The sequence below is a fragment of the Limnohabitans sp. JirII-31 genome (assembly GCF_002778315.1).
GTDB lineage: Bacteria > Pseudomonadota > Gammaproteobacteria > Burkholderiales > Burkholderiaceae_C > Limnohabitans.
Genome location: NZ_NESA01000012.1, coordinates 74,129 through 86,852, shown reverse-complemented (window position 1 = coordinate 86,852; position 12,724 = coordinate 74,129). Strand labels below are relative to the sequence as shown.

At 58.1% G+C, this 12,724-nt stretch carries 12 protein-coding genes; 4 read left to right on the top strand and 8 right to left on the bottom strand.

Annotated elements, in window-relative coordinates:
- Positions 1–20: 20 nt before the first annotated feature.
- From prfB to B9Z41_RS14265, 4 genes are all read right to left on the bottom strand, one after another.
- Positions 21–1,125 (bottom strand): peptide chain release factor 2 gene (gene prfB, locus B9Z41_RS14280; RefSeq protein ID WP_100147741.1). Its coding sequence is split into 2 segments (ribosomal slippage): positions 21–1,043 and positions 1,045–1,125, totalling 1,104 coding nucleotides; the frame shifts between segments, so codons are not numbered across the junction.
- Between the two features lie 46 nt (positions 1,126–1,171).
- The gene (locus tag B9Z41_RS14275; protein ID WP_146183337.1) at positions 1,172–1,741 is read right to left on the bottom strand and encodes a hypothetical protein; all 570 of its coding nucleotides are present in this window, start codon (positions 1,739–1,741) and stop codon (positions 1,172–1,174) included.
- Between the two features lie 25 nt (positions 1,742–1,766).
- Positions 1,767–2,336: a hypothetical protein gene (locus B9Z41_RS14270; protein WP_143474210.1), complete on the bottom strand. Its 570-nt coding sequence runs from the start codon at positions 2,334–2,336 to the stop codon at positions 1,767–1,769.
- A gap of 19 nt (positions 2,337–2,355) precedes the next feature.
- Positions 2,356–3,264 (bottom strand): alpha/beta fold hydrolase, encoded by a 909-nt coding sequence (locus B9Z41_RS14265; protein ID WP_100147769.1) that lies wholly within the window; start codon positions 3,262–3,264, stop codon positions 2,356–2,358.
- 25 nt (positions 3,265–3,289) lie between these two features.
- Here B9Z41_RS14265 and B9Z41_RS14260 point away from each other — a divergent pair, with 25 nt between their 5' ends.
- The 3 genes from B9Z41_RS14260 to plsY are packed head-to-tail and all read left to right on the top strand — an operon-like array spanning position 3,290 to position 6,847.
- On the top strand, positions 3,290–5,062 hold the full coding sequence (locus B9Z41_RS14260) for an acyl-CoA synthetase (RefSeq protein WP_233202707.1): 1,773 nt from the start codon (positions 3,290–3,292) through the stop codon (positions 5,060–5,062).
- Between the two features lie 41 nt (positions 5,063–5,103).
- Positions 5,104–6,171 (top strand): aldo/keto reductase, encoded by a 1,068-nt coding sequence (locus B9Z41_RS14255; protein WP_100147738.1) that lies wholly within the window; start codon positions 5,104–5,106, stop codon positions 6,169–6,171.
- A gap of 13 nt (positions 6,172–6,184) precedes the next feature.
- A complete protein-coding gene (plsY, locus tag B9Z41_RS14250) occupies positions 6,185–6,847 on the top strand; it encodes a glycerol-3-phosphate 1-O-acyltransferase PlsY (protein ID WP_100147767.1) in 663 nt (220 codons plus the stop codon).
- A gap of 5 nt (positions 6,848–6,852) precedes the next feature.
- On the opposite strand, the gene B9Z41_RS14245 is transcribed toward plsY, so the two are convergent.
- Both B9Z41_RS14245 and B9Z41_RS14240 read right to left on the bottom strand, forming a co-directional pair.
- A complete protein-coding gene (locus tag B9Z41_RS14245; protein WP_158236192.1) occupies positions 6,853–8,055 on the bottom strand; it encodes a peptidoglycan-binding protein in 1,203 nt (400 codons plus the stop codon).
- Between the two features lie 216 nt (positions 8,056–8,271).
- On the bottom strand, positions 8,272–8,757 hold the full coding sequence (locus B9Z41_RS14240; RefSeq protein WP_100147736.1) for a YajQ family cyclic di-GMP-binding protein: 486 nt from the start codon (positions 8,755–8,757) through the stop codon (positions 8,272–8,274).
- Between the two features lie 40 nt (positions 8,758–8,797).
- On the opposite strand from B9Z41_RS14240, the gene murB reads away from it, so the two are divergent.
- Positions 8,798–9,862 (top strand): UDP-N-acetylmuramate dehydrogenase, encoded by a 1,065-nt coding sequence (gene murB, locus B9Z41_RS14235; protein ID WP_100147735.1) that lies wholly within the window; start codon positions 8,798–8,800, stop codon positions 9,860–9,862.
- A gap of 47 nt (positions 9,863–9,909) precedes the next feature.
- Here murB and B9Z41_RS14230 read toward each other — a convergent pair whose 3' ends face one another.
- Positions 9,910–11,109: a DUF1501 domain-containing protein gene (locus B9Z41_RS14230; RefSeq protein WP_100147734.1), complete on the bottom strand. Its 1,200-nt coding sequence runs from the start codon at positions 11,107–11,109 to the stop codon at positions 9,910–9,912.
- Between the two features lie 15 nt (positions 11,110–11,124).
- Positions 11,125–12,693 carry a DUF1800 domain-containing protein gene (locus B9Z41_RS14225; RefSeq protein ID WP_100147733.1) on the bottom strand — a complete coding sequence of 523 codons (1,569 nt, stop codon included), beginning with the start codon at positions 12,691–12,693 and terminating at the stop codon, positions 11,125–11,127.
- Positions 12,694–12,724: the final 31 nt, after the last annotated feature.

Genomic DNA, 12,724 nt, shown 5'->3' with positions numbered 1-12,724 from the left:
GTAGGCGCAAAACGGTGTGTTTACACACCTTGTTTGAGAGAGGCTTCGATGAACGCATCGAGGTCGCCGTCCAGCACTTTTTGGGTGTTGGAGATTTCAACGTTGGTGCGCAAGTCTTTGATGCGGCTTTGGTCGAGCACGTAGCTGCGAATTTGATGACCCCAACCCACGTCAGTCTTGGTGTCTTCGAGCTTTTGCTGGGCTTCTTGGCGCTTGCGCATTTCAAAGTCATACAAACGCGAACGCAGGCGTTTCCACGCCACGTCTTTGTTGCTGTGCTGGCTACGACCGTCTTGGCACTGCACCACGATGCCGGTGGGGATGTGCGTCAAACGCACAGCCGAGTCGGTTTTGTTGATGTGCTGGCCGCCCGCACCGCTGGCGCGGAAGGTGTCGGTGCGCACGTCAGACGGGTTGATGTCGATCTCGATCGAGTCATCGATCTCGGGGTAGACAAACACACTGGCAAAGCTGGTGTGGCGACCGCCTGATGAGTCAAAGGGCGACTTGCGCACCAAGCGGTGCACACCGGTTTCGGTGCGCAGCAAACCAAAGGCGTAGTCGCCTTCGATCTTGATGGTGGCGCCTTTGATGCCGGCCACGTCACCCGCAGACTCGTCTTCGACGGTGGCTTTGAAGCCTTTGCGCTCGGCGTATTTGAGGTACTGGCGCAGCAGCATGCTGGCCCAGTCGCAAGCCTCGGTGCCACCGGCGCCGGCTTGGATGTCCAAGAAGGCGTTGCAGGGGTCAGCCTCGTTGCTGAACATGCGGCGAAATTCGAGTTTCTCGATGTCGGCGACCAGACCTTTGGTTTCGGCTTCGATGGTGAGCAAGCCGTCTTCGTCGCCGTCGGCTTTGCTCATGTCAAACAACTCGGTGTTGTCGGACAGCTCTTGCGTCAGGCGTGACAAAGTCACGACCACGTCGTCGAGGGATTTTTTTTCACGGCCCAGTTCTTGGGCTTTTTTGGGATCGTTCCAGACCGAAGGGTCTTCTAGGGAGGCGTTGACGGTCCTCAGGCGCTCTGACTTGGCATCGAAGTCAAAGATACCTCCGTAAATCAACCGTGCGCACGCTCAGGTCTGCGAGGGTGGTGCCAATGAGGTTGATGCGTTCTGCTTCCATGATGGGTCTTCTTTAAGTGTCTGGGAAACCCGAGATTTTCTCACGTTCAGAAGCGGTGGCTGTAGGCGAACAAAACCCCTGCTGTGCCCAGCAACATCAGTTGGCCCGAATCGTGGGGCGTGAAGGCATAGCTGAGCGACGGAATGATGGCGGGTGCTACGCCGTAGTTGTTGAAAGGGATCTTGTCTTGGTACTCGTTGCGGTAGCCGTAAATCAGGCCCGCCGAGACTTTGGCGGTGAGTTTGGGCTGGCCCCATATGCCTGACCACTGCTTGCCAACGTAGACATACGTGGCGGCTTTGCCAAAAGAGTTGCGAAACAGGGCCAGACCGCAAAAACGCTCGCCTGCCACATGCCGCTCCAAGGCACCCAGGATGACCGGACGGTGTTCGGCGCTGTAGTTCCAGTGGTAGGTGTAGGGCGAGAGAACAAGTTCCCATTGCTGGTCAGGGTCGGGTTCAGCCGCGTTGTCTTGTGCCAGCGCCTGCGTGCAGGGGTTCCAGTTGTGCCAGGTCTGCTCTGAGCCTTCGGCCCGGGCCATGTCAAACAGCGCAGTGATGCACAGCGTGCCGATGAGCAGGCATTTGGCCAGACCTTGGGTGGGGATGCGCAGCATGGCTGTGAACTTCAAAGTACGCATTCTATTTGGGTGCCAAAACCGCCGGGCCAATTTCTTGCAAGGGGCCCAGGGGGTTGTTTTGGACGTCGACTTCATTGATTTCGGGCTGGCCACCCCACGAGCGGTACACCACCACATCGTCGACCAGCAAGATCAGCGCGTTGAAGCGCCAACCGGTGGTTTCGGAGCGTCGCTTGAAGTTGACGAAGTCGGCAAAAAAGTTGCCGGTTCTCACCTTGTTGACTTTGGACACGTTGATTTCCCACCCGTGGCAGGTATCCCGTGCTTCGATGCACATCAAAATGCCTGGCCCCAAGTCGGCTTTGGTGAGCACGCTGCCGTTGACCACCCGTCGAACAATGTCGGGATAGGACAGGATGACCGTGTTGGGTTGTTGGGCCGGGTCAATTTTGAGTCGCACCAAAGTGTCGGTGGTGCTTTGCATGGGCACCAGTGACTCAACGGCGTCACGTGCGTCTTGAAAGCTTTGAAACGTGGGTGACTCGGTGCGCGCACGCGGCAGCAAACCAGCGCACCCGACGAGCAGCAGCGCTGAGGCAGTGGCAAGGAGGCCGATCACGCGTCGTGTCATGTATTGCTTTCCGTGTGCGTCACGCTTGGGCAAGAAAGTCTTCGATCAATTGTGCCAATTGTTGCGGCTGGTCATGGTGCAGCATATGTCCTGCGTCTTCTACGACGGCATGGCGCAGTTGTGCCACCACGGCGATGCGTTGTTTGAACTCGTCCAAGGTGTACTTGCCTTTCCACCACTGGCCCAGGCTGTCGCTGCTGGCCACCACGCACAGCGTGGGAGCGCTGATGCGTTGGTAAATGGCTTGTACCTCGTCGACGCGAAACAATTGGGCGTTGACCACTTTGTGGCCTGCATGGCCCAGGATGCGCCATTCGCCCTGTGCATTGGCGCAGGCCCAGTGTTGGGCCAACCAATGGGCTTTGTCGGTGCCTAGGCGTGGATTGGTTTTGATCAGGCGTTGCGCCACAGCCTCCAGGCTGTCGTAGGGCTTGAGGTCCATCTCACCGCGTTGCAGGCTTTTGAGTTCGTCGATCCATTTGGCATAGCGCCCGGGTGCCTGCGCCGAGCGCGAGGCTGGCATGCCAAAGCCCTCCAGGTTGATGAGGCGGCGTACGCGCTCGGGGCGCACGCCCGCGTACAAGGTGGCGATGTGTCCGCCCATGCTGTGGCCTACCAGATGCACGGGCTGGTCACCGACGTAGTGGTCGAGCAAGAAGTCCAGATCGGCCAAGTAGTCGGGGAACCAAAAGTTGTCGGTGGCAGGGGTTTCGGTCAGGCCAAAGCCGCGCCAGTCAGGCGCAATCACCCAGTGGTCGTGTTGCAAAGCGTCGACCACAAACTGAAACGAGGCGGCCACGTCCATCCAACCGTGCACCAGCACCAGTGGCGGCGTGTCAGGCGAAGGCGTGCCCCATTGGCGCACGTGGTAGCGCAGCTGTCGTATCGGTACAAACTCGCTGCGAGAAACTTTTTGGATTGGGTACATTTTTTCAATCATAAGGACACCGCCCATGACCCAGCGCTCAGCCTCTCAGACACCTGATTTTTACGCGGCGATGCACCAAGGCTTTCGCTGGGCTGTGCCCACCCACTTCAACATGGCCGAGGTGTGCAGCCGCCGCTGGGGCGCGCAGCCCGATGCGGCTGCGCGCATCGCGGTGATCACCCACCACTTGGATGGCCAGATCCGCAGCCACAGCTACGCCGAACTGTGTGCGGCCGCTGACGCCTTGAGCCATGTGCTGGTCAACCAGGGGGTGCAGCGTGGGGACCGGGTGGCGATAGTGTTACCGCAGCGTTTTGAAACAGCGGTGGCTTACATGGCGGTGTTGCAGCTGGGGGCGGTGGCCATGCCCTTGTCGATGTTGTTTGGGCCAGAGGCGCTGGCTTATCGGTTGCAAGACAGTGAGGCGGTACTGGCTTTGGTCGATGAGGCCACTGTGGATCACGTGCTGGCTGCGCGCGCGCAGTGCCCAGCTTTGCGCTGTGTGGTGGGTCTGGATGGCGCTGCACCGCGCTGCGATGTGGACTATGCCAGTGCCATCGGCGCGCAAAAGCGTCGCTTCACGGCGGTGCAGACGAAGGCCGACGAAGCGGCGGTGTTGATTTACACCAGTGGCACCACCGGGCCACCCAAAGGGGCCTTGATTCCCCACGGGGCCCTGATGGGCAACTTGACGGGCTTTGTGTGCAGCCAAAACTGGTTTGGTTTTGCGACCACATCGGCTGAGGGCCTGGTGGGACAAGGGCCGGTGGCGGTTAAGGCGGCGGGTGCCGCCGCTGATATGCCGCCTGAGCCTTTGGTGCCGACCGTGTTTTGGTCCCCCGCCGATTGGGCCTGGACCGGTGGCTTGATGGATGCCTTGCTGCCCACGCTGTACTTTGGCCGACCCATCGTGGCGTTCAACGGTCGCTTCAGCCCTGAGCTGGCCTTCACGCTGATGCAGCAGCACCGTGTGACCCACACCTTTTTGTTTCCGACCGCGCTCAAGGCCATGATGAAGGCCTATCCCACCCCGCGTGACACCTTTGACCTCCAACTGCTGGCCATCATGAGCGCGGGCGAAGCGGTGGGGGATGCGGTGTTTGCCTATTGCCAAGACCACTTGGGCGTGACAGTGAACGAGATGTTTGGGCAGACCGAGATCAACTACATCGTGGGCAACTGTGCCATGCCGGGCGGCTGGCCTGCCAAACCGGGCAGCATGGGGCGCGGCTACCCTGGCCACCGTGTGGCGGTGATCGATGACGAGGGCCGTGAGTGCGCCGTGGGGGTGCCTGGCGATGTGGCGGTGAACCGCTTGGATGTGCAGGGCGACCCCGATCCGATTTTCTTTTTGGGCTATTGGAAAAACCCGCCAGCCACGGCGGCCAAGTTCACCGGTGACTGGTGCCGCACAGGGGATGTGGCGGTGCGTGATGCCGACGGTTACCTGTGGTACCAAGGGCGCGCCGACGATGTGTTCAAGGCCGCGGGTTACCGCATTGGTCCCAGCGAGATCGAGAACTGTTTGGTCAAACACCCGGCGGTGGCCAACGCCGCCGTGGTCCCCAAGCCCGATGCCGAACGCGGTGCAGTGGTCAAAGCCTATGTGGTGTTGGCGCCGGGCTTTGAGGGCAGCGAGGGGCTGGTGGCTGAGCTGCAGCAGCATGTGCGTGGCAAGCTGGCGCCGTATGAATACCCCAAAGAGATCGAATTCCTGACCGAGTTGCCCATGACCACCACGGGCAAGGTGCAACGCCGCGTGTTGCGCTTGCAAGAGGAGGCACGCACGAAGCTTTAGACTTGGCAGCTTTTGACAAGCAGCTTCAGGGAGTGGTTGGTATGAGTTTTCCTTTCGTGCAATTGGGCACCAGTGCGTTGCACGTGACGCCGATTTGCCTGGGCACCATGACCTTTGGCGAGCAGGTGAACGAAACCACGGCACACAGCATCCTCGATCGCTCGTTGGAGCGGGGGGTGAATTTTTTAGACACGGCCGAGATGTATTCCGTGCCCGCCAAAGCGCAGACCTGTGGCGCAACCGAAACGATTCTTGGCAACTGGTTGGCCAAACGGCCCGGGGCCCGTGACAAGCTGGTGTTGGCCACCAAGGTGGCGGGGCCTACCCGTGGCATGCCCTGGATTCGCGAAGGCACGGGCATGACCTCGCAAGACATTGTCAATTCCTGTCATGCCAGCTTGCGTCGCTTGCAAACCGATGTGATTGACCTCTACCAAATCCATTGGCCCGAGCGGCATGTGCCGGCGTTTGGCACCGCGTATTACGACCCCAGCAAAGAAACCTCCACCACGCCGATCCATGAACAGTTGGAGACGCTGGCCGGTTTGGTCAAAGCGGGCAAGGTGCGTGCCATTGGCGTGTCCAACGAAACCCCGTATGGCGTGCATGAGTTTGTGCGCCTGGCCGAGCAGCACGGCTTGCCCCGTGTGGCCAGCACACAAAACCCGTATTGCCTGATCAACCGCACCTTTGAAAACGGCCTGGATGAAACCTGCCATCGCTTGAACGTGTCCTTGCTGGCCTACTCACCCCTGGGCTTTGGTTTGCTGACAGGCAAATACGATGCGAGTGGCACCGAAGGCCCCCAGGCGCCGCAGGGCGCGCGCATCAGCACCTACGAGACGGTGCGCAAACAACGCTGGGGCCGTGCCGAAGCACTGGCGGCGGCACGCCGCTACAACGCCTTGGCGCGTGAGCATGGGCTCACCCCCGCGCAAATGGCCCTGGCGTTTTGTTACACCAAATGGCAAGTGGCCAGCACCATCATCGGTGTGACGTCTGTGGCGCAACTCGACACCGACCTCGACGCTTGGGGCACCACCTTGTCACCTGAAGTTTTGGCCGCGATTGACGCGATTCGTTGGGAATTGCGCGATCCTGCGCTTTGAAAGTTTGACCATGATGTCTTTAGATTCATCCACCATTTTGGGTCTCGTGCTGGGCGGCTACTTGATCGGTTCGCTGTCCTTTGCCGTCATCGTCAGCCGTGTCATGGGCCTGGACGATCCACGCACCTATGGCAGCCAAAACCCCGGTGCCACCAACGTGCTGCGTTCGGGCAACAAGCAAGCAGCCGTGGCCACTTTGTTGCTGGATGCCTTGAAGGGCTTTTTTCCGGTGTTTTTCGTCAAGTTGTATGGCGCCCAGTTTGGCTTGGACGAGCGTGCCGTGGCCTTGGTGGCGCTGTCAGCGTTCATCGGCCATGTGTGGCCCGTGTTCTTTCGGTTTCAGGGGGGCAAGGGCGTAGCCACTGCGGCGGGCGTGCTGTTTGGCATTGAGCCCGTGTTGGGCTTGGCCACTTTGGGCACCTGGTTGATCGTGGCGTTTTTCTTTCGCTACTCTTCTCTGGCCGCGCTGTCAGCCGCTGTCTTTGCACCCATGTATTACTGGTTGGGGGACCGCATCGTCTGGGCGGCCAGTCAGGCCGAATTGCTGGCCGTGACCTTGATGTGTGTGGTGTTGATCGTGCGCCACTCCGACAACATTGCCCGCTTGCTGCGGGGCGAAGAATCCAAAATTGGGTCTAAGAAACCCGCGGCATCCAGCGACGCGGATTCCAACTAGACGCTTTATTTGGCTGAGGTCGTGATGCCAAGAGCGTCGAGGGTTTCGTAGGTCAGCAGTCCAGTCGCAAGACCTTGGCGTGCTTGGTAGGTTTGCACCGCAGTCAAGGTGCGATCGCCCAGCTTGCCATCCACCGCACCCACATCTTCGCCTTTTTCGCGCAAAGCGTTTTGCACTTCTTTGATCAAGGTGGCCGGTGCATCTTTTTCGCACAGCACACGGCGCCACGTCACTTGAGGAATGCTGGTGTATTGCTTGACTGTGATTTGGCTGCTCGTGGGCGGAACTTCTTGCGTGGCAACAACCGCAGGCGTATCTACAGTGGTCACAGGCAAGTTGATGGTGACGGGTGGAATCGGGACGGGAATCACTTTGGCACTCTCGTTCAAGACCATTTTGGTGATGGTTTTGTAAACGGCCGGAGTGATTTCTTCGCGGACGGATTCAGCTTTCACCAGCAACAGTCTTTTCACTGTCTTATAGCGCGCAGGAACTTCAGTGGCACATTGGGTTCTTGGGGCTTCAGACTGCTTCGTGCCCGCTATCCGCAGTCCAGCGGCGCGGCACGAGCGCAGCACGATGTGTGCGGACTCAACCAAGACATCTTCTGTTTTTTCTTGGTAGATAGCAGGCTCAACGATCATCTTTTTCACTTCGTCTTTGACCTTCACAGACTCCGTGACTTGTGTGTACGTTGGGGGCTGCACACGGAAAGTTTCGGCGCCTTCTTTGCGCACGAAGGCAAGCTTGTCTGTTCGCAATTGCGCGGGCTGCACGTTGTAGCTGAGTCGACCTTCTTGGGTCACAAAGTCTTGAACTTCTTGTGAGACACGTGACGGGATGACCAGTTGAGCCCAACATTGCCCCACGGGAACCATCATGCCATCTTGCTGCAACGCAACTGGTTTCGATTCGTTCTCGGCAGGTGCCAGTTCCTTGGTCGAAACTTCAACGCGTTGCTCTGTGGTCGGCAACAGTTCGAGCGCAGCAACTGCTGGCACGTTGCGTGCTGGCACAGGTGCATTGGTTGATGGTGCTTTGTCGGGTTGACTGCCATTCCAGTCTGAGGCCAGCCAGTAGGAACGGGCATTGGGTGTCGGGGCATTGGCAGACGTGTTGCCAGGCAAAACAGAACAAGCACTCAGTGCCGATGTAGCCAAGATGGCTACCAGCGTGCGGGCTGAAAAAGCGACGAAATGATCGGACATGCAGTAAAACCTCATTCAACGCACAAGGCGTCTTAACTTCAATATGGCGTGCAAAATTGTTACAGATGATAAACGTGTTCTGAGCTTGAAGCTGTGCCAGAGTGGGTGTTTACAAAATTTATCTGTTCGCTATCAAGAAGGGTGAGTTGCACTTACAACGTGGCCACCCCCATGCAAAACACAAGGCCCGTGTTTGGTATGCACGGCGCAAGTGTGTCAGTCGCGAAAGTTGTTGAACGACAAGGGCAGGTCAGTCATCTCTTTGCGAATCAGAGCCATGGCGGCTTGCAAGTCGTCGCGTTTGGTACCGCTCACACGCACGGCATCGCCCTGGATCGAGGCTTGCACCTTGATCTTGCTGTCTTTGATCAAGCGCTGGATCTTTTTCGAGACTTCGGTCTCAATGCCATTGCGTACTTTGATGACTTGCTTGACCTTGTCGCCGCCCACCTTTTGGACATCGCCTTTGTCTAAGAAACGCACATCGACTTCGCGTTTGGTCAGTTTGTTGCGTAGCACGTCTTCCACCTGCACCAGTTGAAAATCGGCGTCCCCGTACATGGTGATTTCTTTGTCTTTGAGCTCAATGGCGGCAGAGGTGCCTTTGAAGTCAAAGCGCGTGACAATTTCTTTGGCCGTGTTTTCCACGGCGTTTTTCACTTCGACCAGGTTGGGTTCACACACGGTGTCAAAAGAGGGCATGGCAATCGCTTGAGGTTATTCAGGGTGAGACAATTCTCCTATGTTAGTTGAGTCCAATTACCCCCTTCAAGCGCACAACACTTTTGGCATCGTTGCCAAAGCTTTGCAACTGGTGCATGTGCGCAGCGAGGCCGATGTGCAGGCCGTGGTGGCCCATGCCCAGCTGCGCGACTTGCCCAAATTGGTGTTGGGTGGCGGCAGCAACATCGTGTTGACAGGGGACGTGAAGCCTTTGGTGCTCAAGGTCGAACTCAAAGGCATGCGTTTGGTCGAAGAGACCGACAAGGCTTGGATGGTCGAGGCTGCCGCTGGCGAGTCTTGGCACGAGCTGGTGCAATGGACGCTCGCGCAGGGTTGGCCCGGTCTGGAAAACATGGCTTTGATTCCTGGCTCGGTCGGGGCATCACCCGTGCAAAACATCGGTGCGTACGGCGTGGAGTTGCAAGACCGCTTTGAGTCTTTGGACGCCATCGATTTGCGCACCGGTCACAGCTTCAGTCTGGACGCTGCGCAATGCGCCTTTGGCTACCGTGATTCGGTGTTCAAACACGGCCCCAACCAAGCCAGCGGCGGCTCGCGCAGCATGGGACTGGCAGGTCAAGCCTTGATCAGCCGGGTGCGGTTTCGTTTGCCCAAGGCCTGGAAGCCGGTGCTGGGCTATGCCGACTTGGAACGCAAGATGGCCGAGACGGGCATCACACAGCCCAGCGCCCAGCAAATTTTTGACTGGGTGTGCGCCATTCGCCGTGCCAAGCTGCCCGACCCCGCCGTGATTGGCAATGCGGGCAGTTTTTTCAAAAACCCCACGGTCACGCCAGAGCAATGCGCCGACATCATCGCGCGCGATCCCAAGGTGGTGCACTACCCGCTGGATGACGGCACCATCAAACTGGCCGCAGGTTGGTTGATCGACGCCTGTGGCTGGAAAGGCAAAACAGTCGGCAATGCGGCGGTGTACGACAAGCAGGCGCTGGTGCTGGTGAACAAGGGGGGGCGCGACCATCCTTGTACCGGCGGGGAAGTGATGACACTGGCCAAGGCCATTCAGACCAGTGTGTATGAACGCTTTGGCATTCGTTTGGAGCCTGAGCCGGTGGTGGTGTGAAGCGAGCATGGCCTGCCAACTACCTAGAGGCGTTGCAGGTGGCGGTGTCAGGTGAGTACGCGCTGGGCCAAATCTGCCAGCACTTGTTTGACATCACGCGTCTGTTGGAGGTCCATACCTTGGTCAAGCTGGTCTGTTGCGAGCCCGGGCCATAACGTGGGCGGCAACAGACCACGAGCTTGCGTATCGAGTGCCCACACAATGCCCGCATGGCCATGGTCGGTACCGCCACTGGCGTTGGCTCTGAGTCTTCGTCCGAACTCGCTGACCACGACCATGGTGGTGTGCTTGCCAGCAGCTTGCACGTCATCGAACAAAGCACGAAGGTTGGCCGACCACTGACGCACCAAGTTATTGATCTTGCCGCTTTGATATTCGTGCGTGTCCCAGCCACCTAAATCCAGGCAGGCAACTTGAAGTCCGATGTCCATACGAATGAGTTGAGCAACCGTTTGTACGGCTTGTTGCCAGTCGTAGTTTTCTGTGTTGTAGCTCACGCTCTTGGGTGCCATGTAGGAGGTGATGCGGCCATTGATACGAGGGGCTTTGTCGTCGACCAAGGCGAGTTGTTGCAAGGTTTGCCGACCTACTTGGAGCACCGGGTCTGAGCCAGGGGCAGATGGGTGATTGGCATAAAGTGCTTCCAGTACAGATCTGCCCACAGTGTCGCCAGGCAGGCTGAGTCCATTTCGCAACTCGCCCACCAAATTAATACCCGAATTCAAGCCTTGAAGGCTGCGAATTTGACCGGCCGATGTGGCTGCAAAGTCAACGCTTTTGCCTGTGATCGACGGACGCACAAAAGGTGCGATCCAGCCAGGCGTAGACGCTATGGGACGGCTTTGTGTTTGAGCAGAAGACTCCAAGATTTCTTGTGCCACAAAGTGGCTGCGGGTGGCATTGGTCAGGCCACAGGCGTGCAGCAGCTGTGCATGCCCACTTTGAAACAAGTCCAACAGGGGCGCGGCGGCTGGGTGGATGCGGCAGTCTTGTTCTGCGGCAAATCCTTTTGGCAAACGCAGACCAGCGTTTTGTGCCCCCTCAATGATGCGCAGCTCGGGGGGACGATTGGCCAGATAGTTGCGGTCGTTCACTGGCGCTGCCATGTGCAGGCTGTCAGCGCCACCACGCAGAAACACCACCACCAAGGTGCGGTTGGGTTGGGCTGCAAAGCTCAGGTTGCGAAGCGAGACCGCCTCTGCCAAACCTGTGTAACCCAAGGCTTTGAGGAGTTCACGGCGTTTCATGAGCGGCTCCTCGCTTCATTTCCACTGAAAGGCGGGGCTCATGGCCATGTAGGCCAAGTTGCGACGCACACCGGACCATTCGTCAGAGGCCGCGCTGAGTAAGCCTTTGGGTGTGAAGTTTTGCGCAGACAGAATTTTCTGTATCGCACTTTGCGCGGCTTGTGGGCCCAGCAGTTGTTCGGCGTGATGTGCCAGCAACTTTGCTTCATCCACGGGTTGCGCTATGCCTTGGCTGAGTTGCTGAGGTGTGACTTGGCCTGTTCCCCACCAGTTCTCCATGACACCCATGGCCAACATCCAGCGTTTGCGCATGGTGTGCGGTGTGAGCCAATAGCCTGTGACATCAGGGTGACCATCGGGGGTGGGCCACATATAGAGACGGTGGCCTGCAGCAGACATTTCGTTGATCAAACCCATGGAAGGTGCCAGGGGTAATTCCAGTTTTCGCGCGAGGCTGATCACCAATTCGAGCGGGCGTTTGAGCTTTTTGGGGCTGGGTTGATGCACCGCTAGGTTGAATTCCGCAGAAGCGAAAATGTGAGAGAGAACGCGTGCAACTTGCTGGGGGTGATGGATGTTGTCGCCCCACACTTTGCTGCTGGAGTGAACCAAGCTGGTGGGAGGCGTGTCGGCGACAAATCGGCGGCATAGCTTTTCGCACAGGTTCTGCGCGGTGCCAGGGTGCTTGACCAACATTTCAAGCACCCGTTTGCCGTCGGACATCGGGGATGCAAACGGGTCAAAGTCTTGCGCCAAGATGCGTTTTTGGTAAGGGTCATGCCAAGCGTCAAGGTAGACGAACTGCCCGGTCCGGGGGAGCGATTGCCCCCCACCGAGGGCTCTTCCGTCCTCAATCACCCAGCCAGTGAAGGCGCGGGCTGCTTCGTAGACGTCTTGGTCGATATACCCTCTTGGTTCACCTTGTAACGCGCCAGGAACTTCTCGCCACTTGGCGTACAAATCGTTGAGGTAGTGCTGTTTGCCCAAGGTGTGGAGCTCAAAGAGTTCACGTGCATAGTTTTCATTGGGCGCACCGGTGCGTGAGTTGCGGTTGTTGAGGTAGATCAGCATGGGCGTGCTGGTGGCCACGGCTTGGAGCATGTCTGAGAAGTTACCCAAGGCATGTCGTCTGATGCAGTCACGCTCAAAGCTGGGCATGGACACAGCCATCGATGCGTCGCTCGCATGGACGTTGAAATGGTCCAACCAAAAGTCCACCATCAGCTCTTTGATTTGCCACTGGCTACAGGCTGCATGCAAGAGACGCGAGGCCATGAGTTCGCGCAAGGGCCGCATGCGTTCCTCATACGCCATTTTGGTTTGGTTGTCGGTGAGTTTCCAAAGCTCAGACAGCGGCTGCGAGAGCAAGTTCAGGGGTCTGTTTTCGCTCAACGCTGAATAGTCAGGACCGGCGCCATAGCTGATTTTGAGAACCGCTGCATTCAGTGCTTGGGTGAGTACAGGGTCATCGTGCGTAGGGTGGAGCTGTGATTCGATCCACGCATTGACACCGGTTTTTTGAAGCGTTTCTATGTCGGCGCGTTGCGCACCGAAGCTAAGACGGTCTAGGATGGCGACAGACATGCTTCAAATTATGCGCGCCATCCGTGACGCT